Source organism: Psychrobacter sp., from assembly GCF_036731945.1.
Taxonomy (GTDB): domain Bacteria; phylum Pseudomonadota; class Gammaproteobacteria; order Pseudomonadales; family Moraxellaceae; genus Psychrobacter.
The window spans coordinates 1-23,294 of record NZ_DAINDI010000008.1 but is presented as its reverse complement, the minus strand read 5'-3'; the positions used below and the strand labels follow the sequence as shown (position 1 = coordinate 23,294).

General features: G+C 42.6%; 20 protein-coding genes. 18 read left to right on the top strand and 2 right to left on the bottom strand.

Annotated features, from left to right (window positions below; all coding sequences use genetic code 11):
- The 7 genes from V7D75_RS02795 to V7D75_RS02765 all read left to right on the top strand — a co-directional run.
- On the top strand, positions 1-618 hold a 618-nt coding region (locus tag V7D75_RS02795; RefSeq protein WP_333613320.1), incomplete at its 5' end, for a hypothetical protein.
- Between the two features lie 10 nt (positions 619-628).
- Positions 629-2,587 carry an asparagine synthase (glutamine-hydrolyzing) gene (gene asnB, locus V7D75_RS02790; RefSeq protein ID WP_333613319.1) on the top strand — a complete coding sequence of 653 codons (1,959 nt, stop codon included), beginning with the start codon at positions 629-631 and terminating at the stop codon, positions 2,585-2,587.
- Between the two features lie 407 nt (positions 2,588-2,994).
- On the top strand, positions 2,995-4,011 hold the full coding sequence (locus V7D75_RS02785; RefSeq protein ID WP_333613318.1) for a hypothetical protein: 1,017 nt from the start codon (positions 2,995-2,997) through the stop codon (positions 4,009-4,011).
- Positions 4,012-4,227: 216 nt separating this feature from the next.
- Positions 4,228-5,382: a glycosyltransferase family 4 protein gene (locus V7D75_RS02780; protein WP_333613317.1), complete on the top strand. Its 1,155-nt coding sequence runs from the start codon at positions 4,228-4,230 to the stop codon at positions 5,380-5,382.
- A 179-nt stretch (positions 5,383-5,561) separates the two neighbouring features.
- Entirely contained in the window at positions 5,562-6,251 is a 690-nt protein-coding gene (locus V7D75_RS02775) for a sugar transferase (RefSeq protein ID WP_333613316.1), read from the top strand.
- 322 nt (positions 6,252-6,573) lie between these two features.
- The gene (gene folD, locus V7D75_RS02770) at positions 6,574-7,479 is read left to right on the top strand and encodes a bifunctional methylenetetrahydrofolate dehydrogenase/methenyltetrahydrofolate cyclohydrolase FolD (RefSeq protein WP_333613315.1); all 906 of its coding nucleotides are present in this window, start codon (positions 6,574-6,576) and stop codon (positions 7,477-7,479) included.
- Between the two features lie 95 nt (positions 7,480-7,574).
- Entirely contained in the window at positions 7,575-8,057 is a 483-nt protein-coding gene (locus V7D75_RS02765; RefSeq protein WP_442968911.1) for a phosphate-starvation-inducible protein PsiE, read from the top strand.
- Between the two features lie 118 nt (positions 8,058-8,175).
- Here V7D75_RS02765 and corA read toward each other — a convergent pair whose 3' ends face one another.
- Positions 8,176-9,399 carry a magnesium/cobalt transporter CorA gene (gene corA, locus V7D75_RS02760; protein ID WP_333613313.1) on the bottom strand — a complete coding sequence of 408 codons (1,224 nt, stop codon included), beginning with the start codon at positions 9,397-9,399 and terminating at the stop codon, positions 8,176-8,178.
- Between the two features lie 137 nt (positions 9,400-9,536).
- Complete coding sequence (locus V7D75_RS02755) at positions 9,537-9,926, bottom strand: DUF2237 family protein (RefSeq protein WP_333613312.1); 390 nt, start codon at positions 9,924-9,926, stop codon at positions 9,537-9,539.
- Positions 9,927-10,425: 499 nt separating this feature from the next.
- Between V7D75_RS02755 and V7D75_RS02750 the strand changes: the two genes are divergently transcribed.
- From V7D75_RS02750 to V7D75_RS02700, 11 genes are all read left to right on the top strand, one after another.
- On the top strand, positions 10,426-11,742 hold the full coding sequence (locus V7D75_RS02750; protein WP_333613311.1) for an ATP phosphoribosyltransferase regulatory subunit: 1,317 nt from the start codon (positions 10,426-10,428) through the stop codon (positions 11,740-11,742).
- A gap of 182 nt (positions 11,743-11,924) precedes the next feature.
- The gene (locus V7D75_RS02745; RefSeq protein WP_200663200.1) at positions 11,925-13,214 is read left to right on the top strand and encodes an adenylosuccinate synthase; all 1,290 of its coding nucleotides are present in this window, start codon (positions 11,925-11,927) and stop codon (positions 13,212-13,214) included.
- Between the two features lie 302 nt (positions 13,215-13,516).
- A complete protein-coding gene (ndk, locus tag V7D75_RS02740) occupies positions 13,517-13,948 on the top strand; it encodes a nucleoside-diphosphate kinase (protein ID WP_102076375.1) in 432 nt (143 codons plus the stop codon).
- Positions 13,949-14,302: 354 nt separating this feature from the next.
- Positions 14,303-15,544 (top strand): 23S rRNA (adenine(2503)-C(2))-methyltransferase RlmN, encoded by a 1,242-nt coding sequence (rlmN, locus tag V7D75_RS02735; protein ID WP_333613310.1) that lies wholly within the window; start codon positions 14,303-14,305, stop codon positions 15,542-15,544.
- Between the two features lie 253 nt (positions 15,545-15,797).
- Positions 15,798-16,733: a type IV pilus biogenesis/stability protein PilW gene (pilW, locus tag V7D75_RS02730; RefSeq protein ID WP_333613309.1), complete on the top strand. Its 936-nt coding sequence runs from the start codon at positions 15,798-15,800 to the stop codon at positions 16,731-16,733.
- Complete coding sequence (locus V7D75_RS02725; RefSeq protein ID WP_333613308.1) at positions 16,730-17,545, top strand: helix-turn-helix domain-containing protein; 816 nt, start codon at positions 16,730-16,732, stop codon at positions 17,543-17,545. The genes pilW and V7D75_RS02725 overlap by 4 nt, the downstream gene beginning before the upstream one ends.
- Positions 17,546-17,670: 125 nt before the next feature.
- Positions 17,671-18,786, top strand: coding sequence for a flavodoxin-dependent (E)-4-hydroxy-3-methylbut-2-enyl-diphosphate synthase (gene ispG, locus V7D75_RS02720; protein ID WP_333613307.1), 1,116 nt, complete (start codon positions 17,671-17,673; stop codon positions 18,784-18,786).
- Positions 18,787-18,903: 117 nt separating this feature from the next.
- A complete protein-coding gene (gene hisS, locus V7D75_RS02715; protein ID WP_333613306.1) occupies positions 18,904-20,190 on the top strand; it encodes a histidine--tRNA ligase in 1,287 nt (428 codons plus the stop codon).
- 58 nt (positions 20,191-20,248) lie between these two features.
- Positions 20,249-21,052 (top strand): YfgM family protein, encoded by an 804-nt coding sequence (locus tag V7D75_RS02710; protein ID WP_333613305.1) that lies wholly within the window; start codon positions 20,249-20,251, stop codon positions 21,050-21,052.
- Positions 21,053-21,295: 243 nt separating this feature from the next.
- Entirely contained in the window at positions 21,296-22,504 is a 1,209-nt protein-coding gene (gene bamB / locus V7D75_RS02705) for an outer membrane protein assembly factor BamB (RefSeq protein WP_333613304.1), read from the top strand.
- A gap of 461 nt (positions 22,505-22,965) precedes the next feature.
- The coding region (locus V7D75_RS02700; protein WP_333613303.1) for a GTPase at positions 22,966-23,294 on the top strand (329 nt) is incomplete at its 3' end.

The window sequence follows — 23,294 nt, the reverse complement described above, 5'->3', positions numbered from 1 at the left end:
ATACAGGCTATCTTAGTATACTTTGCATTTATCAGTTTGTATGAGATCGGCTATCTTGTAAATGACTTATTCGCGGCACGAAAAGAGAAAGATGGTCGTCGACGCGGCCCTCAAAACGCACCCAGTATGTGGGTTTTTACGTGGATTGCTTTTCGAATAATGGTTTTTATGACCTTAACTTTTGTATTAAATATGCAAGAGGTATTGGCATGGTGGAGTTTCTTTTTAGCCTTGTCCATCGTCTTCGCTCTTCATAATATTTTTGTTGATAGTGAGTTCAAGGCGGCAACCTTTCTTTGGTTGGCTTGGTTTCGATTTATGGCACCCGTCATATTTGTGGTAGAAGATCGTTATAGGATGGGTATCGCCCTAGCAGCAGGTATCATCTATGCTGCTTTTCGTCTTTTTGGTTATCTTGATAGTAAAGGGTTGCTAAAGATGCCGGGTCGACAAAGAATTCGCTTTAGACTGGTCTTTTTCCTGATGCCTTTAACAGGGGTCTTAGCATTAGCTCCTTACGATGAAGCTCGTGGTTTTGTTCTGCTTTGTGCGGTTTATTCTTTTATCGCGTTAGCAGCTGCCAGTAGCAGTTGGTTACGTCATGGTCGTCTAGACTAAGGAGTGTTTTATGTGTGGTATTGTTGGTTTTCGCCAAGACCCATCAAGTAATATAGAAATGCGTGCTTGTATCACGCAGATGAATGATACCCTTTATCATAGAGGTCCGGATGCTGGCGATAGTTGGCTGGATGAAGCAATTGGCTTAGCGCTTGGCCATCGGCGTTTGGCCATTCTAGAGCTGTCAGAAGCAGGCGCACAGCCGATGCATTCTGTGTGTGGACGATATGTAGTTGTGTTCAATGGTGAGATATATAACCATCTGCAACTACGGCAACAGCTTAATCAAGAGGGCTTCTTACTCGAATGGAGGGGTCATTCGGATACCGAAACCATGCTCGCTTGTTTCGTAGCTTGGGGTATAGAAAAAACGCTACAAGCGATGATAGGTATGTTTGCCTTTGCTCTATGGGATAAGCAAACAAAACTACTGACTTTAGCAAAGGATAGGATGGGTGAAAAACCTTTATATTGGGGTTGGCAAGATGATAGCTTGTTCTTTAGTTCTGAGCTAAAAGCTTTGCAAGCGCACCCGACATTTAAAGCAGACATCGATCGTGATTCAATCACGTTACTGTTGCGTCACAACTGCATTCCGGCTCCTTATGGTATTTATCAAGGCATTAACAAGTTGCGATCTGGTCATTGGTTGCAGATTCCTTTAGCAGAATTGGAAACCGCTAAGAAAACAATACCTAAGGCTTATTGGAGCCTTAATACTGTCGTTGAATCAGGACTAAAAACTCCTTTTACTGGCAGTCCAGAGCAAGCGATAGGTACTTTAGAATCAGCACTTGTGGAGAGTGTTGGCAGTCAAATGCAATCAGATGTGCCACTTGGTGCTTTTTTAAGCGGTGGTATAGATAGCAGTACAGTCGTTGCACTCATGCAAGCGCAAAGCGAGCGACCAATTAAGACTTTTACGATTGGTTTTGAGGATGAAGGATATAACGAAGCAACGCATGCAAAAGCTGTGGCCAAGCACATTGGTACTGAACATACTGAGCTTTATATAACCTCTAAAGATGCTCTAGCAGTGATACCGAAATTATCGTCTATATACTGTGAGCCATTTTCAGATAGCTCACAGATCCCAACTTTTTTAGTCAGTCAGTTAGCCAGTCAGCATGTAAAGGTCGCCTTAAGTGGTGACGGGGGTGATGAGCTATTTGGAGGTTACAATCGCTACCTGATGGCTCAGCAAGTTTGGAATAAAAATCGTAAACTGCCTAGACCAATGCGACGCTTCGCATCGTCGACACTGACGGCTTTAGCGCCAAATAGTTGGGATGCTATTTTTAAAACATTCAATCCCATTATACCTAAGCGATTAAAGCTAAATGCTCCGGGTGATAAGGCTCACAAACTAGCAGGCGTGCTAAATATTGATAGTGAACAGGATTTTTACCAGTCATTGACCAGCCAGTGGCAGCAGCCTGATCAATTAGTCATAGGGGCAAAAGAACCTAGTACTTTGATAAGTGACATAAGTTGTTGGCCGCAGACAGATAGTTTTCAACATGCGATGATGGCTATGGACGCACAGACTTATATGGCTGACGATATTTTGGTAAAAGTTGATCGCGCTGCTATGGCTAATAGCTTAGAGACGCGAGTGCCGATGCTAGATCATCGTATTGTTGAATTAGCATGGAAAATGCCGTTGGATTACAAAATACGTTATGGTGAAGGTAAGTGGTTGCTCAAGCAAGTACTATTTCGTCATGTTCCTCGCCAATTGATTGAGCGGCCCAAAATGGGATTTAGACTACCTTTACATGATTGGTTGCGTGGTTCGTTACGGGATTGGGCTGAAGCGTTATTACATGAAAAGCTTTTACTACAGCAAGGATATTTTTATCCCGCACCCATACGTAGGATGTGGACAGAGCATCTAAGCGGTAAATATAATCATCAAGATCAACTCTGGAATATATTAATGTTTCAAGCTTGGCTTGAGACACAGTAATTGATATGGAATGATTCATATAGAGACCAAAATGATAAATATATTTATTATTTTGAATATAAATAGTTATTAGACTACAATCAGCAGGATACCTTTTAAAACATAGCCGTATAAAGCCAGTAAGTTAAATTAGAATGCTCCAATAGGCTCATCACAATATTATCTTTGATAATAGCCAAAACAGACATGTCATTTGAATTTTTTATTAAAAATATAGAGACAAACTAATGTCAGACCTAAGTTGGATTTATACGTATGGATTTTTAGGGACCAGACTTTTTGAATTACCTAGTCTGCTAATCTGCTTGTTGCTAATTGTTATTGTTGGATACAAGTTTAAGGTTCCCTCCAATTATCAGATAGTCCTTGCTTTACACTGCTTGCTGCCTTTTGTTCTAAATGATGTAATGTTCAGTACCTCATATATGGGCGATCAGTTTAGATACTGGGAAGGCGTGAATGCGATAAGATATGGAGAACTGGGATGGGTTGAGGCATTAACAGGGGGTGACAATGTCTTTCAAGCCAGTGCTATGCTCGCATTGTTGCCATTTCCAGCGCCAGTTTCTCCTATTAGTTTAGGATTCTATAATACTTTTCTCTATATCATTTTGTTCTTCGTTTTGTATGTCAAAAATATTTTTACAAAAGTATCCATATGGTTTTACCTCTTGTTTCCAAGCATGGCTCTATACACAGCACTAAGCTTACGAGAAACTCTGATTTTATTTTTTATGGTGCTAACGGTTGTCTATGCGCGTGAGTCTAAGATCCTTAAAAGTATTTTATTTATTACTCCTTTGTACTTAATTAAGTTTCAGAACTTTTTTATTTTAGGTCCTATTGTTTTAATGTATTTTATTTTCAATGTGGCCAAAAAGGGCATGGGGTTAGCAAAAGCAGTAACTATAAGCCTAATTAGTCTGGCTGGATTGCTGCTTGCTGCTCCGATAGCTATCCCTCAAATTAATCATTTTAGGGCCGCTATGTTTGTAGAAGATGGCGGCAAAGCGGAAGAGGTCATGCTTATTTCTGGAGCAGGAGAGTTTGTCGTTGAAGGTTTGACGTCGGGTGTTTACTTCTTGTCTAAACCGTTTTTGTGGGAAGCAAGCGGCTTTCTACCTTTGATTCAGTCTTTTGAAAATTTATTTGTACTTGCCATTTTGTTTCTGATAACTCGTAAAGCGTGGATGAAAAGCCCTGATAATCTTGCTTTTTGGTTGTTATTTATGGCTTTATCAATGTCTGTATATGGCTTAGTAGTATTTAATTATGGAACAGCGGTTCGTTATAGATATCCATTCGTTATGATATATGTCCTGTTCGTATGTGCTGACTGCGACATTCGCACCTTATTTTCTAATAAAGAGCGTCCTAATAAAGAACTTCCAATCAACTCTTTATTTCCTAAAATCAATCAGTAAAAATTCTTAACAACCTCTCTTAAAGGTATAAATATAAATTATTTATGTCTTTCTATTGTAATGCTCAGAAATATTGTCTATATTATATTTATATATTTATATATTTATATATTTGAATATACGAATATAAATTGAGTCGAATTTTAGTTTGCAATATTAATAGTGATATTTATAGCTATTATCTTTATACGATTTACATAACTAAGTTGAAAAATTATGCCTAAGAGAAAGAGGTTCCTAATATTTTCTAACTATTTGCCTCATGTATTGAATTTTAGAGGCAAGCTTTTGGAATCCATTGCTAAATTAGGCTATGAGATACATGTCGTTTCTCCTGCTTTAGATAAATATACTGCAGACTATAATGAGCTTATAGGTCGTGGATATCATATTCATCAGATTGCTATGCAAAGAACCGGAACTAATCCGGTTAAAGATATAAAGACCTTTATTCATAGTTATCAGCTATTAAATAGCGTTAAACCAGAATATATACTCTCTTATACTATAAAGCCTGTGGTGTACGGGACATTAGCGGCATGGCTGGCCAGAGTACCCTATCGCTTTGTGTTGATATCAGGATTGGGTTATACCTTTCAGCATGTAGAAGAAACCAACAAGCGTAGCATTTTACAAAAATTTGTACATGCGCTTTACCAACAAGCATTAGCAAAGTCTTCTAAGGTATTTTTTCAAAACAATGATGACTTAAATTTATTAAAAAAACTAAATATTGTTCAGTTAAGCCTTCCAACAGTAGTGGTGAATGGCTCAGGGGTAGATTTAAATGACTTCAATGTATTTCCATTACCTAGAAATGAGTCAGGTGCCGTCAAGCCGTCTTTTTTGTTGATCGCTAGACTGCTCAAAGATAAAGGAATAGTGGAATATGTCGAAGCATCCAAACAGATAAAGAGAGAGTATTCTGATGCCGAATTTCATCTAGTAGGCTCAATAGATGAAAACCCAGCAGCCATTGAGCAAGCACAGTTGGATCAATGGATAGCAGATGGTGACATTATCTATTGGGGTCAGCTTAAAGATGTCCGTCCTGCTATAGCGGCCAGTTCAGTCTATGTATTGCCGTCTTATCGCGAGGGCACATCACGCTCTGTGTTAGAGGCCATGTCAATGGGACGGGCTATTATTACGACGGATGCGCCTGGGTGTAGGGAGACGGTAACCACTGGTATAAATGGTTATTTAGTTCCCGTCCAAGCTGTTACTGAGTTAATAGAGGCCATGCGTCAGTTCATAGAGTATCCAAATCTTTATGAACAAATGGGATCGGCTTCTAGAGATATTGCGGTAGATAGGTATGACGTTAGAAAGGTAAACGCTCATATGATAGCTGAGATGGGCTTAGCGTAAGTTTTTATATTTAAACAAGTTTAAGAGGTATGGTTTTAAACACGCAAAGGTTAATTGTTTTTTAAAAATAAATTTATTCAATATATTCGTTTGTAAGAATTTATATATTTAAATTTAAATATATAAAAAGCATTATGGGTCTGTGCATATCGTGAACTGCTCTACATAGGAGGTTTAAAATGCGTAAAAGGATATTCGACGTGAGCATTGCTATAATGGCCTTGATTTTATTGCTGCCTATTTTTATCTTGGTGGCATACAAAGTTAGGAAAAATTTTGGTGCACCTGTGTTATTTCGTCAAGCTCGGTCCGGCCTCAATGGTAAAACATTTGAGATTATTAAATTTCGGACAATGAGTGATGAGAAAGATTCTGAAGGTAATCTCTTGCCTGATGAATATCGTCTGACAGAGTTTGGTAAGCAACTTCGAGCAAGTAGTCTTGATGAGTTACCCCAACTATGGAATGTGCTCAAAGGTGAAATGAGTATAGTAGGGCCGCGCCCTCAGCTTATGGAGTATTTGCCACTATATAGTGAAGAGCAGTTTAAGAGACACTTAGTTCACCCAGGTGTCACTGGTCACGCGCAAGTCAATGGTCGTAATAACATCAGTTGGGAAAAACGCTTTGAGCTGGATATTTGGTATGTTTATAATCGATCAATGTGGTTAGATATTCAAATATTATTTAAAACAGCGAGGATTGTTATTACAAAGCATGGTATTTGTGCCGAGGGAGAAGCGACAATGAGCCGCTTTACGGGTAATAAGCGCCGAAGTTATAAAGTCATCAACGCCAGTGTTAGGAGAAGCTTGTTAAGCCGCCGATATCTCAATAGGCATTTTTCAAAGCGTAATACCCATGTTTAGTTCAATATGAAAAATAAGAGGGATAATTCTCATGTTTTATCAAAACAGTGTTTAGTTCAATATGAAAAATAAGAGGGATAATTCTCATGTTTTATCAAAACAGTATTCGCTTATATAAATTATTTCCCACTTATAGAAATGCTTCTATCATTACCTCTTTATCATTGGCACTTTAAAGTGCGCTAGGATTTTTTAGCCCAGACAGGTACAATATCAGTCTCAATTAACGGTCAAAAAGAATTGACCGAGCATAAGACAGGCATGCAAAAACTTGCAGGCGCTGTCTTTAATTTTTTTCATTGCACCCTCTATTGGAGTTACTATGTCAATTGCGTCTATTACGTCAACTGCCCAAGGATCTGCTACCGTTTTGGACGGTAAAGCACTTGCTAAACAAATAGAACAGCAACTGAGTGCGCGTGTAGACGCTATTAAAGCGAAAACAGGCCGTACTCCAAGTTTAGCGACGATATTGGTCGGTGACGATCCTGCTTCTGCAACTTATGTACGTATGAAGGGTAATGCTTGTAAGCGTGTCGGTATGGATTCTATTCGTGTTGAGATGCCAAGTGCGACAACGACTGCAGAGCTGATGGCAAAAATAGACGAGCTTAATAGCAATCCAGACGTGCATGGTATTTTGCTGCAGCACCCAGTACCGGCGCATATCGATGAGCGTGCTTGCTTTGAGCAGATTGACTTGGCAAAGGACGTCGATGGTGTGACTTGTTTGGGCTTTGGTCGTATGGCGATGCAGCAGTCCGCTTACGGCTCATGTACGCCGCAAGGTATCATGCATTTATTAGAGCATCATAACATTGAGCTTGCAGGCAAAGAAGCGGTGGTTGTAGGGCGCAGTGCCATCTTAGGTAAACCAATGGCGATGATGCTATTAAATGCCAACTGCACGGTAACGATTTGCCATTCAAGAACGCAAGATTTAGAATCACATATCAAGCGTGCTGATATCGTTGTTGGCGCAGTGGGTGTGCCTGAGCTGATTAAAGCGGATTGGATTAAAGAAGGCGCAGTGGTGATCGATGCAGGTTTCCATCCAACGGATAATGGCGGCGTCGGTGATATCGAGTTGCAAGGCGTAGAAAATATCGCTAGTGCTTATACACCAGTTCCCGGCGGTGTTGGACCGATGACCATTAATACCCTTATTCGCCAAACCGTTGATGCATCTGAAAAGTCTGCTGGTCTAGACAACAGTGCAGTCAGCTAATGAAGATGCTGTCCGAGCAAAAACCAGAACAGCTATCGACAGAGAAAAATAATAACGCCTATCAAAGCAATGATATCGATGTAGCAAAGTCCAATATGGGTATCCATGAGCGCATGCAGCATATCGGTCGTGAGTTTGTCGATATCTGCCACTATATTATTTTATTTTTAATCAGTGTAGTGGTGGTTTGGACGGCTGGCAAAGAGTTCCTGTCTATTGTGCAAAAAGGCTCAGCAGATTTAAAAGATATTTTACTGCTATTTATTTATCTTGAACTGCTCGCCATGATTGGGATTTATTTTAAAACGCATCGTTTGCCAGTGCAGTTTTTGATATTTATTGCCATTACCGCTTTGTCACGCCATTTGGTGGTTGACGTGCAAGCGGTATCCGATAACTTTCATCTGTGGCTCTTGGCAACGATTTCCTTTGCCATTATGGTACTGAGTGCGTCGATTGTAATATTAACGTGGACGGCGAAGATGTTTGGGCGACCAGAAGATTATTTGGATGATCATCAAATAAGTAGTACCGAGCATCATCTACCAAGCGTTGATAGTAAGCTTTATCGTAAATAAGGTTTTTTCAAAAAACATCATTATTGAATGGCTTTCAATAAATGCTGCGAATAAATGGTTTTTAATAAAAAAGGTTTGCCAATTAAATGGCAGCCCTTTTTTTTGAAATGCTCTTAAATTATAGCCAACCCAAGCGTTTAAAGTTAAGGTATAAAAAGCTACAGAGCGAGAAGATAACGGCCATGATAACCAGATAAGAATACTCCCAATGCAGCTCAGGCATAAAATCAAAGTTCATGCCATAGATGCCGGCAATCGCTGTTGGCACCGCTAAAATACCGGCCCAAGCCGCAAGTTTACGGACCACCTCATTCTGTCCCATATTTACCATGGCGAGGTAAGTATTCATGACCACGCTAAGCATTTCATTTAAGCCATTAATCGCATCTAAAGAATGTAGTAAATGGTCATTCACATCTCGGAAATAGGGTTTCGCAGCATGGGAAAACGGCGATATCAAATCGCTTTTATCGTGATTAATAAAGAAACTACAGATATCTTGCACTGGTAAAATCACCGCCCGCATATGCACTAGCTGCGATTTTAATTCATAAAGATTTCTAAGCGTTTCTTTATTAAACTCATAGGTGAAAATGTTACGTTCTTGCTCGCGTAGATAACTGCCTAAGCGATCGGTAATCGGCATATAGTTATCGACGATAAAATCGAGAATGGCATGTAGAACAAAAATAGGCCCCATGCGCAGTTTTTCTGGGCGGCGATGGCAGTGTTCGCGCACCGGCGCATAAGAGTTCGATGGCCCATTACGAATGGTAATGAGATAGTTTTTGCCCATAAATATCGCCGTGGTGCCATAGCGAATGACATTGTCTTCAAGCTTGGCGGTACGCAGCACCACAAATATCATGTCATTGTCGTAGTTTTCAACCTTAGCGCGCTGATGATCGGCAAAGGCATCTTCAATCGCCAGCTCGTGCAGCTCAAAGGCATCTCTAACTTTTACCATGGTTTCTAAACTTGGGTCATAAAGCCCGAGCCAAATAAACTGCCCGCTATTACTTAAAGCGCGACTGACATCATTTAGGCCAATTTTATTGACTTTTTCACCGGTTTTACGCGAGTAGGCGTAGCAATTGACCACTTCATCATCGCTCGATAAGTCGATATCTTCATAGCGCTCAGAGTCGGGGTCGTAGACGGTCATAGTCTCGATCGTATCTTCGACCGTCGCATCGGCGTCGCCATAAATATAGCTGTCATAGCTGGCGTAATTGTCCAAATAAGAGCGCTCTTCGCCCATACTGGTGTCGATAAGGCTGACATTAGAGTCAGGTGTGATACGCGTTGTCGGTTTGACAATCAGGTCATCATCTTGGTTCATACCTTCTCCTTTAGTCGGTGGCTAATATTAAATAAATGTTAAATAAACGTGAAATAAAAGAAGTTATGACATGGGCTAAAACATCTTTAGCCTATTAATTTATGTCCCTCACCTTTTTTATATTGCTTCTCTGCAAACTACAATGCATAGCGTTTTAGCGTGTCGATATCCACCAAGCTTAATAAGCTTTCGTGACAGGCTTCGAGCTTTATCTGCGGGGCAATATCGAAGTCTAATGCTTCAACCCAGCGTAGCGCGCAGATACACCAGTAATCACCAGGTTGCAGGCCAGCAAAACCATATTCAGGTAACGGCGTGATTAAATCATTACCACGACTGGCAGAAAAGTTTAAAAATTCACTGGTCATCTTTGCGCAGACAGTATGCTGACCAACGTCATGGTTACCGGTATGACAAAAGCCATTGCGATAATAGCCAGTAATAGGGTCAAAACAACAGCTGGCGAGGGCAGTGCCAAGAACGTTGCTTTGGTTGATGGCAGGGTTTGGGTGGTAATCAGATGACATAAGGCTTTCCGAGATAAAAATATGCTTTAGTGTAACATGAGTCTAGCGATAAGGCCTTATCAAGCAACAGATGGTAAACGCTTTACAAGGTTTAAGTACGGTTTATGAGTCAGGCCGCTTCTTTGTTAAAGAATAAGCTTAGGAGATAATGAGTTTAATACATCATGCGTTCGCAAGATAATTAGATGGCAATTGGTGGCAATTGTCACTAGGCGAAGCTTGGCGGCTATGCTAAACTAAAGCATAAAGTGCCTTGATTATTTATCATAGTTTTCTATCGCATAAATTTTAGCGCATAAAGATACTCGTCTTATCATCCTAACTTATACTTATTACTCACCCTTTTGCGGTCACCTAGTTTGCTTATAGATAATTGGGTCAGTGATGTTGCGCGTCAAAAATACAAAACGCCTTATATCGCTGCCATTATAAATACGACCTTTTAGTACCGCATCAGTACCGCGTTTTTGGTAAGCGCTACGCCAAACAAGGATTCATCGTGTCTGTCAGTTCTGATTCTGCAAAACCTGCCCAGTCAAATACGACAAAACCAGCGGCGACTCAGCCTGCTGATAACCGTGCTGCCGCTAATGGTCTGCCATATCTTAACAACTTTGCCAGTGACGTTGCCAATAACAGCTGGCTGCTGCCTGATGGGGTCGTCGATGTGCTGTTTGAAGATGCGCATAAGCAAGAAGTACTGAGACATCAATTGATCCAGCAGCTTATTAGCCACGGCTATGAGTTGGTCAATCCGCCGATGATTGAGTTTACCGAGTCGTTATTGAGTGAAGCTTCAGAAGATTTAAAGCGCCAAACTTTTAAGATTATTGATCAGCTGACTGGTCGCTTGATGGGCGTGCGCGCCGATATTACGCCGCAGATTTTGCGTATTGATGCGCATCATGGCGGTCATGGTATTGCGCGTTATTGCTATGCAGGCGACGTCATTCATACCTTGCCTTCAGGATTGTTTGGCTCACGTACACCGCTACAACTCGGTGCGGAGATATTTGGTTGCGGCGAGCTTGCAGCTGATATTGAGCTGATAGATGTGCTGTTTAGTATGGTAAACAGCTTGGATATGAGCGCAGCGCTACATATTGACTTGGGTCATGTGGCGATATTTAAGCGTTTGGCAGCATTGGCTGAGTTGTCGGATAATGACACCGAGCAGTTGATGCATCTTTATGCCAATAAAAATTTGCCAGAGCTAAAACGTGTCTGCCAGCTACTGACAATGGGTAATGATTTTTACGCATTGGCGCGCTTTGGTCATGATATGGCAAAACTGTTAGACACGCTGTCAGATAATGCCAAGCAAGATACGCATATCGTGACGGCTGTCGATGAGTTGCAACGTCTAAAAGCCCATTTAGAAACGCAGTGGCAGACGCCAGTCAGTATCGATGTGACCGAACTGTCGGGCTATCATTATCATACAGGTATTATTTTTAACGGCTATATCAATAGTGAAACCCAGCCGCTGGTGCGTGGTGGGCGCTTTGATGGTATGCAAAGTGTTGGTCAATTAAGCGCAAAGCAGCCCCGTCAAGCGACAGGCTTTAGTATGGATGTCAGCCGTTTGCTGGCGCATACTCAGCTTGAATCACCGATTATTGTATTGGTTGATTACGAGGCATTACAGCAGGCTGATACTGATAAAACGCAAATGCAGAATCTATTACAACAAGTCACAAGCTTACGTCAGCAAAGTTACCGAGTCACTATGCCATTAACGGCTGATGACCGTCCAGCAGCGCTGACGCACCGTTTAAACTTTGTAGATAATGAGTGGCGGCTAGAAGCGGTTTAAATTTAAAAAAACCGTTACGCTCACAACCAGTTTGCATAAGGCTCATTTATTGAAGCTTATTTATTAAATTTTGAAAAACAGACAGTGAATAACATATCATTTCTTAGTGCTAATTAAGTTTTGCTAGGTTGTTTTAAAATTATTGCTGCACACACCTCAATACATAAAGGTAAGGATTAATCATGGGTAAGAATGTCGTAGTTTTAGGTAGCCAATGGGGCGATGAAGGTAAAGGTAAAATCGTTGATTTACTGACCGAAAAAGCCTCAGCCGTTGCACGTTTCCAAGGTGGCCATAATGCCGGTCACACCTTAGTTGTCGATGGCAAAACCACCATCCTACATCTGATTCCTTCAGGTATCTTGCGTGAAGGCGTAACCTGCTTTATCGGTAACGGCGTGGTGCTTGCACCTGACGCTCTATTAAAAGAGATGAAAGCCCTAGAAGACAAGAACGTGCCAGTCCGTGAGCGCCTACGTATTTCACCAAACTGTCCATTGATTATGCCTTACCATGTCGCGCTTGACCAAGCACGCGAAGCTAAGCGCGGCACGGGTAAAATCGGTACCACAGGTCGCGGTATCGGACCCGCTTATGAGGATAAAGTTGCGCGCCGTGCAATTAAACTTGCTGACTTGTTCCGTGATGACTTAGAAGAAAAACTACGCAATCTAATCGAATATCATAACTTCCAGTTGACGCAGTACTATAAAGTGGACGCCATTGATTTTGATGAAACCTTTAAGCTTTGCCAAGAGTGGCGCGAAGAAATCAAAGGCATGGTTACTGATGTAACAGAAGACCTAAACCAATTACGTCTTGCTGGCAAAAACTTAATGTTTGAAGGTGCGCAAGGTACCTTGCTTGATATCGACCACGGTACTTACCCGTTTGTCACCAGCTCTAGCGTCACCGCGGGCGGCGTATCGACTGGTACCGGTATTGGTCCATTATATTTAGACTATGTATTGGGTATCACTAAAGCGTACACCACGCGCGTTGGTAGTGGCCCGTTCCCAACTGAATTGTTTGATGATGTTGGTGCCCATTTAGCCAAAGTCGGTCATGAGTTTGGTGCAACCACCGGCCGCGCGCGTCGCTGTGGTTGGTTTGATGCCGAATCATTACGCCGTGCCGTGGTACTGAACTCTATGTCAGGTATCTGTCTAACCAAGCTTGACGTGTTAGATGGACTAGAAGAGCTATTAATCGGTGTTGGTTATAACTTACCTGAGACGGAGTGTGCTGGCGCGCATGATGCTGAATTCTATGAGTCAGTCACGCCTAAGTACGAAACCCTACAAGGCTGGAGCGAGTCAACGGTTGGTATCACAAGCTATGACGACCTACCAGAAAACGCCAAGATTTACATCAAACGTATCGAAGAATTGATTGGTTGCCCAGTTGATATCATCTCAACCGGTCCTGACCGTGAAGAAACGATTGTATTACGCGATCCGTATGATGCTTAATTGGTTATAAAGATATTGTCTGTTTTATTTACAAAACCCTGATGCCAAACATTGGGGTTTTATTTTTGGTAAATAAGAAGATTGATGAGCGGTAAAACCTTGCTCAATTTATCTTTGTGTAAGTTATCGCCATAAATTAATCCTATCATTTATACGCTTAATCATTATAATAGGCAACAATCATTCGCTGAGCACGGTATCTTTGCACCGCTTATCCGCATTGGAAAGGCATAATCAAGTGCGCTTAGTGTAGTGGTCACAGACAACATAAATTTTTTTACTTATTATATTAGGAGCTTTTCATGGCTAACGAACGTACTTTATCTATCATCAAACCTGACGCAGTAGCTGGCAACCACATCGGCGCTATCTACGACCGTTTTGAAAAAGCGGGTCTAAAAATTGTTGCCGCTAAAATGCTACAACTTGATGATGAAAAAGCAGGCGGTTTTTACGCTGAGCACGCTGAGCGTCCATTTTACAATGACCTAAAATCTTTTATGATGTCAGGTCCAGTATTGGTATCAGTGCTAGAAGGCGAAAACGCAATCGCTAAGCACCGTGAAATCATGGGCGCTACTAACCCAAAAGACGCCGCTGAAGGCACTATCCGTGCTGACTTCGCTAGCAGCATCGATGAAAACGCCGTTCATGGTTCAGATTCCGCTGAATCAGCAGCCCGTGAAATCAGCTACTTCTTCAATGAAGATGAAGTTTGTGCACGTACGCGTTAATAGCAGCAGTTATTGATAATCGCTTTGATGCTGGTTATTGATAATTAGTGTAGCAAGACGGCTTATATCTTTTGGTATAAGCCGTTTTAGCTATAATAGTTTGATTCTACATTGAAATCCTTAAACATCTGCCTCATTATTAGTTTTACAAGCATAATCAATCCCTTATCAGCATATTGTCATGATGTTTTTATAAACTTTAAGTGTTTATAGATATTTTGATAAAAGAAGCGGATAAAAATGCGCTCATAACGGATTGCTTATGCCCTCATACATCAGATGTATGATTAACTGGCAACGCCCATCTCAATAATTGCAGCGCTTATTTTAGTGGCTGCAAAAAGGTTACCTATTATGTCCACTCTCGAAACTCCTATCCAACATATCCCAGCACAGACTGCTAAAAAGCCTGCCAATAGCATCAAGCTTGTCGATGAAGCACAAGCGAAAACCAACTTATTGGGCATGACGCAAGCACAACTGGCGGATTATTTCAAAAGTATTGGCGAAAAGCCGTTTCGTGCGACGCAAGTGATTAAATGGATTTATCAGCATGGGGTGACCGATTTTGAGCAAATGACCAATTTGAGCAAATCCTTGCGTGATAAATTATCCGCCCATGCTTGTGTCACGCCGCCAAAAGTGATTCATCGTCAGTATAGCGATGATGGCACGCGTAAATGGGTGTTTGAAGTCACGGGCGGCTCATTGGTTGAGACGGTATTGATTCCGGCCGATGATAGCAAACTAAACGGCCGTAAGACTCTTTGTATCTCCTCGCAAGTCGGCTGCGCGCTAGACTGTAGTTTTTGCAGTACTGGTAAGCAAGGTTTCGAGCGTGATTTAACGCCTGCTGAAATTATTGGGCAGTTATGGGTAGCGAATGCTTCTTATATGAGCGATGATAATGACAGTTTAGACAACGTTGACCATAGCTTATGGGAAAACAACGTCACCAACGTCGTGATGATGGGCATGGGTGAACCTTTATTAAACTATAAACCCGTGGTTGGCTCAATGGAGCTGATGCTAAGCGATCATGCTTACGGTTTATCAAAACGCCGTGTGACGCTATCGACTTCAGGTGTGGTGCCAAAAATGTACCAATTGGCGCAAGATATTGATGTGGCATTGGCGATATCCTTGCATGCGCCAAACGATGAACTGCGTAATGAGCTGGTGCCGATTAATAAAAAATATCCATTAGATGAACTGATTGCTGCGGCAAAAAACTATGTTTATGATGTCAATCCGCGTCATAAGAAGCATGTCACTATTGAATATGTCATGCTTGATGGCGTCAATGATAGCAACGAGCACGCCCATCAGCTGGTGGCATTATTAAAAGATTTGCCAAGTAAGATTAACCTAATTCCGTTTAACCCGTTCCCGCATGCGCCGTATGATAAATCGAGCAATAACCGCATTCATGCCTTTAGCGATATTTTAAGCCAAGCGGGTTTTGTGTGTACCATTCGCCAAACGCGCGGTGACGATATTGATGCCGCTTGTGGTCAATTGGTTGGACAAGTGGCGGATAGAACGCGGCGCTCCGCAGCGTGGCAGCAAAGTATTAAAGATCGAGAAACTGTTTAACGCCGTTTTTATTGTCCAAAGTTAGGAAGTTAGGATTGAATATGTGCTGATTGACAATTAGACAGGTAAGAGAATGAATTGAATTGCTTAACTGTCTTTTTTCTCTCACAACGGTAATAAAATGTAGTTACGGGCATCAATAACAAAGAGCAGCACAATTAATATCAACTAAATTGTACTTATAGGTGCTAAATCTATTAAACTGATGCCTCGATGATCGAACGCATTGACCCACAGTTTTATGATGGCGGCTATGATGACTTTTAAAAATCTTTGTCAGTTCAAATATCAGACCTTACTTTTTCAATCGGCGCAGCAATCAGCTGCCAGTATTGCCCACATGCGTGGCGCAAAAGTTATTTTGTTAGCCAGTGCGCTAAGTGCTTTATTATTAAGTGGTTGTCAAAGTACGACGACCACAGACTTGATTGGTAATGCTCCTTATCAAACGTCGACGCGCCCGAGCGACAATCGCAATTTAGATCAGCAAGAAATTGCTCGCGTTCGCACGTCACTTGCTGCACAATATATCCGCAAAAATGAGCTCGATACCGCCCAGCGCCAACTTGAAAAAGCCTTTGCTGCTGATAGCCGTTATGCGCCCGCCTATGATATGATGGGCATTTTGTTGCAGCAAGAGGGCAGTCGCCTAAATCTTGTAAAAGCCGATCAGTACTTTAAAAAAGCCATTATGCTAGATAAAGATTTTGATCAAGCGCACAATAATTACGGCGTTTATCTGTCGCAAATGAAGCGCTATAAAGAGGCGGCGGAGCAGTTTGAGATTGCAGGGGCGGCGCTTGGCTACGAAGGCCGGATTGGGGCGTTAGAGAATTTAGGGCGCACCTATCTTCAGCTCAACGATCATCCAGCCGCTGCTAAAGCATTTTTGCGCGCATTAGATGGCAACCGCAACAGTGTGATTGCGCATATTGAACTGGTTGATTTGCTACTTGAGCAGCAACGTGTACAGCAGGCTCAAAGGCTTTATGATGAAACCTTGCTACTGGTACAAGGGCAGGGTATTAGCCCGCGTTTGCTATTACAGGGTATCAAACTTGCAGCGGCACAAAATAACATCGCAACGCGCCAGCAATTGGCTCAGCAGCTTTTATCCGCTTATCCGCTAAGCGATGAAGCAAAACAACTTAAGATTTGGCTTAATAATCCAGAGGCACCATGGAAATGACCACCCCATCATCAAACACTCAATCTAACGCTCAGGGATCATTTGGTGCCATGTTGCAGCAAGCCCGTAAAACCAAACAAGTCAGTTTAGAAGAGGCCGCTGCCGAATTATTTATTTTAAAACGTCATTTACAAGCGCTCGAAAATGAGAATTTTGCGGATTTACCACAAGCGGCGTTTGCACGCGGTTTTGCGATTAATTATGCTAAGTTTTTGGGTTTAGACCCCATAAAAGTAGCGAGCAGCTTTGATGCTGCTTACCCTAATGAGCTAAAAGCGCGCGCCCCTCAAAATATTGAGTCGCCACTACGCCCGATGGGTACCTTGCAGCGTGATACTCACAACCGTATTCGTTTTAATCCCTTGTTAATAATTGCGGTGATTGGCGTTATTATTTTAGCAATTTTCTTATTTCGCATGGTGTCTAACGCCAGTAAAGACAATAATGAGCAGCCAGTAACGACCAGCGAAGACATCTCAGCGCTAGAACAAGCGCAAGGCGCGGCGATTGATACCGATAGCAATGGCGTTGGTGCGTCTGGCTCGGCGCTGAATTTGGGCGGTGAAAGTACGGCAGCTGCTACGCTCGACGTGAAGCTGACTGATGCTGCTGTTGTGGTAATTACCGATGCCTCGGGTAGCAATTTAATGAATGGCTCGCAAACTGCTGGCGATTATAAGTTATCAGGTACACCGCCTTTTAATGTACAAATTGATAATGTCAAAAATGTCAGCTTACTGCTTAATGAAGAAGCGGTGGCGTTAGACAGTTATACCACAGGTACGCAGGCCAGTTTTGAGCTGGCGCCTTAATATTTAATATCTATTAAACTTAAGACAATGATTGTTCTTAACAAGCTGTTAGCGTTAAAAGTAATGTTGGTTTCCATATTTTAGTTTTAATTCGTTCCAATTTGTTCCAATGAAAGGGTTTGTCTATGTCAAAGTCAGCGCCTATTAATCGTCGTCTTACCAAAAAAATACATGTTGGTGATGTCGCAATCGGCGGCGATGCACCGATTAGTGTGCAAAGCATGACCAATACCGATACTTGTGATGTAGAAGCGACCGTTGCCCAAATCGAGCGCTGCGTCGAAGCGGGTGCGGATTTAATGCGCGTGTCGACCCCAACGATGGACACCGTCAAAGCCTTTGCCGAGATTCGTAAGCGCGTCAGCGTACCACTCATTGCAGACGTACATTTTGATCATAAAATCGCCCTAGCGGTTGCGGCAGCGGGCGCCGATTGTCTGCGTATCAACCCTGGTAATATCGGTAGCGACGCCAAAGTCCGCGAAGTGGTTGCTTGCGCCAAAGATTATAATATTCCGATTCGTATTGGTGTTAATGCAGGCTCATTAGAAAAAGACATTCAGCGTAAATATACCGAGCCAACGGGCGAGGCGATGCTTGAATCAGCGATGCGCCATATCGATATATTAGAGCGTTTAAACTTTGATCAATACAAAGTCTCTGTAAAAGCCAGTAATGTATTTTTAACTTTAGATGCCTATCGTCTGATTTCTGCGCAGATTGACAATCCGCTGCATTTAGGCGTCACTGAAGCGGGCGTGTATCGTACTGGCGCGGTGAAATCTGCCATTGCCTTAGGCGGGCTGTTATTAGATGGTATCGGCGATACCATTCGTATCTCTTTAGCGGCTGAGCCAGAAGAAGAAATTAAAATCGGCTTTGATATTTTAAAATCGCTCAATATCCGCTCAAATGGTGTTAATTTTATCGCTTGTCCAAGCTGCTCGCGCCAAGAGTTTGATGTGATTAAAGTAATGACAGCATTAGAGTCGCGTTTAGAAGATATCCGTGAGCCGATGAATTTGTCGGTGATTGGCTGTAAGGTAAATGGTCCGGGCGAAGCAAAAGAAGCAGACATTGGTATTGTCGGCGCGGCACCAAAATCACTGGTCTACCGTATGGGCGAAAAAAGCCATTTGATCGACACCAATAATCTGGTCGATGAAATCGAAGGCATGGTGCGTGCGCATGCCGAAGATTTGGCAAAAAAACGTGAGAATGAAATTATTCGCGTAAAATAAGTCGTCACCCTGATGTATTTTCTGATTAAAATAAAGCGCGATTAGCAATAAAAACCGTCATTACCAATAAAAAGTATTAGAGATAGCTTGTTAAAAATTTAAGGATGCGACCGTATTATGATTAAAGCAATCAAAGGGTTTAATGATATTTTGCCTGACCAGTCTGCAAAATGGCTGCATTTAGAGTCGATATTGGCAGATGTATTGGGCAGATACGGTTATGAGCATATTCGCCTGCCTATCGTTGAGCAAACCGACTTGTTTGCGCGGGCTATCGGCGGTGCCACTGATATCGTCGAAAAAGAGATGTATAGCTTTACCGATAAGTCTGAGCCACCAACGCCATTGGCATTGCGTCCAGAAGGCACGGCAGGGGCAGTACGCGCGGTGATTGAGCACAATTTGCTGCGCGGTGATACGCCAAAGCTTTGGTATATCGGCCCGATGTTTCGCTATGAGCGTCCGCAAAAAGGTCGCTACCGTCAGTTCCATCAATTGGGTGTCGAAAGTTTTGGTAGTGCGTTACCGGATGCTGATGCCGAGCTGATCGCTATGACGCATTTGATGTGGCAGGAATTGGGTCTAAAAGACGAGATGCGCTTAGAGCTCAATAGCTTGGGCGAGCTTGATGAGCGTCATGCTTACCGTGAAGCATTGGTTGCATATCTAACTGACAAACAAGAGCAGTTAGATGAAGACAGTAAACGCCGCCTGACGACCAATCCATTACGTATTTTAGACAGTAAAGAGGCGAGTACCCAAGCGCTATTGGCAGAAGCGCCAAAGCTTTCTGAGTTTTTGGGTGCCGAAAGTAAAGCGCATTTTGAACAAGTGCAAGCGTATCTGACCGCACTTGGGATTGAGTTTGAGATTAATCCGCATTTAGTACGTGGTCTTGATTATTATAATAAAACCGTATTTGAGTGGGTCACTGATAAGCTTGGTAGCCAAGCGACCGTTTGTGCGGGTGGCCGTTACGATGGTTTGGTTGGCCAGTTAAAATCTATCGGCACCTCTGATGATAAAGCAGTGAAATCTGAGCCAGCCGTTGGTTTTGCCATGGGACTTGAGCGCTTATTACTGCTTATCGACGCTGTGGCACCGATTGCAGAGCTGCCAGCTTGTGATATTTTTGTGGTTGCCCATCCAGAAGTTTATAGTGCGGGTATCAATTATGCGCAAGCGCTGCGTTATAGCCGTCCTGACCTACGCGTAAAAATGGCGAGCGCAACCAGCTTAAAAGCGCAAATGAAAAAGGCGGATAAATCGGGCGCGGCGTTGACAGTAATTATCGCCCAGCAGGAGCTCGATGATAATACCATTAGTATCAAAGACATGCAGACGGGTGAGCAAAAAACAGTCGCGCAAGATTGGTTGTCAACTAAAGACAACTTCGTTCGTTAATAAGCGATTGTGGTTTTAGCATTAAAAATTTCATATCAATTTTATCAGGTAAAAATATATGGCTCTGACACCCAATTCGCCAAATGCAGACAATTCAATGCAAGCGTTAAAGCAATATGGCAGCTATATTGTCACTGCGATTTTATTGGCGTTAGCAGCCTATTTTGGCTGGACGTATTGGCAAAACAACCATGCGCGCGTCGATACGGTCGCCGCCGACCATTACGCCGATATTCAACGTTTAAATGAAGAAGTTAGCCTGGCGTCACAAAATCCAGACTTAGAAGCAGAAGCGCAAGCGTCACTGACTGAAAGTCGTAAAAAGCTAGATAAAGATATTGATGCTCTAGTAAGCACCCATGGCAATTCAGTCTATGCGTGGCAAGCGCTAATGATTAAGGCACGTCAACAAGTGGATAGCGATGATTTTAAAGGTGCGGGTGAGACCTTTAAAAAGGCACTGGCAATCGATTTAGGAGATGCAGGTCTACAAGCGATTACCCGTCTGCGCTATGCCAAAACACTATTGGCAGCGGGCGATGCCGATGCTGCTTTAGCTGAAGCTAATAACGATATGCCAAGCTCGTTTGAGGCAAGCCAGCAAGAGCTATTGGGTGATATTTATTTGGTGCAAAATAATAAAGACGCGGCGATTAAATCTTACAATAATGCTTGGGAGTTGTTACGTAGCCGTCAAGAAACACGTGCAGTATTGGCATTAAAAATGGAAAGTCTCGGTATCGTGCCTGAACCTATTGCACCGCAAGCAGGGCTTATCCAAGAACCTGCTATGCCTGCCCAGCCAGTCGTAGCCGAAGGTGAAAATGCGGCAGACAATAATAAAATAGGAGCTGGCGCATAATCCAGTTGTTAAAAAGATACCAAAACCAAATATTAAAAAAATAGCAAAAGCGCTAATGTGATAATAAAGAAAAATTGCAACACGATAAAACGTTGTACAAACCCTTTTAAAACTAAGTAGCGCAGTGAGTTAAAAAGGTAGTATCAATCATAAGTGCTTATTTATTATACTTATTATTGTGTCCCGTTTACTTACTGCTAACTAATTTATTCATTATTACTTTATTGGTAGTGAGAACCTATAATGACTCAAGCTATTCGCTCAAACAAAACGATAAATGTTAAGACAATCAAAACGACGGCCATGCATGTCGCCGTCATCGCAGTGATGGCAACGGCAGTCGTTGGGTGTAATCGAGGTATCAAACCAGTCGTCAATGAGCCTGTAAAGTTGGTACAAATTGCGCAGCCAATTAGCGTGCTGCAGCCGGTTTTTAGTACCGATGTCGGTAGCAAAAAAGCCAGTAGTAAAGATCCTCTTAGTTTGCAAGTCGGCTATGCCAACTCGCAAATTGTGACGGCCTCACGCGGTGGTGATTTGACTGGCTTTGATAGTAAGGGTCAGCGCCTATGGTCGGTCAATGTGGGCGATCAAATTACCGGCGGCGTGGCATTAGACGCCCTTAGTCAGACGGCTATTGTTAGTACACGCAGCGGTTTGGTGATGGCATTTGATAGTACCACTGGCGCCAAGCGCTGGCAGCAGCAATTAACCGGTACGGTTTTGACCCCAGCGTTAATCAGCAATAACCGAGTAATTTTATCAGCCAATGATGGTTTCTTGCATGGTCTGTCGCTACAAAACGGTCAATCTGTTTGGCAGTTTGCCACCCAAGTACCTCCTATCAGCGTACGCGGTACAGCAGCGCCGACACTATTAGATGATAAAACCGCATTATTAGCAACGGCTGACGGTCGCTTGCATGCTATTACTATTGATAATGGTCTACCGCAGTGGTCACGCCGTGTTGGCGTCGGGGCGGGCAGTAGCGAAGTTGAGCGCATGAGCGATGTCGACGGCATGCCGATTGTTGATAGCAATCAGTTATTTGCCATCAGTTATAGCGGTCAGCTGCTCGGTATTGACTTAGCCTCGCGTCAAGTCATGTTCGTCAATGAGCTTGCCAGCTTAAAGTCACTTGCGGTCAATAATCAGCAAGTTATTGCGACCAGTTTAGACGGTAAAGTGGTCGCTTATAACCGCAATAATGGCGAAGTGTTGTGGGAAAGTGAAGAGTTGGCTTATCGTCACCTCACCAATCCTGTCATGATTGGCAATTATATTGCGGTCGGCGACTTTGATGGGGTGGTACATTTATTTGACCCTGCAAGCGGCAAAATCGTTAGCCGCGTGCAAACCAAAGGTGCTTTGACCAATTTGCAAGTACAAGGTAGTCTATTAATGACCCAAAGTACTTCAGGACAAGTAGCGATTTGGCAATTAGCACGCTAGGTTTGTTATAAGAGAAGGCTTATTTAAACGTCTATGTTTTAAAGCCATGTTTTAAAGCGATTGGTTAAAACTAGGCGCAAAATAAGACGTTAAATAAGCAGACTGATATGAGAGTTAAAAAACGCTGCTTTGTCAGCGTTTCGTGCCTTGTGTAAATTGCTTGTTTAAGTAGTGGCTTTCGCGTACTCTATGCGACCGATACGTGTTAGGCGCTAATTGTATAAGTCATGACGGTTGATTGGTCATGATGCTTATATGTCTGGATTATCTATACTTTAAGCGACCTATTAACCATTATTTATAGCAACTGCTTAACGCAAAAAGCCCACTGTTATTTGCCATCGTTTTATCTTTATCATTTATTTAAATTCGCGGTCGAGTAGCTTTATTATTCTTAATATAAGCGTAAACGCAGCCCCCGCCATTGTACACATCACTGTGTCTTTCACTGAGAGTAACCCATGAGTATCAAGCCTGTGGTCGCCTTAATTGGCCGTCCAAACGTCGGTAAATCTACCTTATTTAACCAGTTCACTAAAAGTCGGCAGGCATTGGTTGCTGATTTATCAGGGCTGACTCGTGACCGTCAATACGGTGATGCGACTTACGAAGACAAATCCTTTATCGTAGTCGACACCGGCGGTATTGGCGAAGCTGACGATGGCAGCGGCAACATTGATGACTATATGTCTGAGCAGTCGCATACCGCCATTCATGAAGCCGATATTATCGTTTTTGTCGTTGATGCGCGCGCCGGTATGATTGGTGCCGATGCTGAGATTGGTAAGTT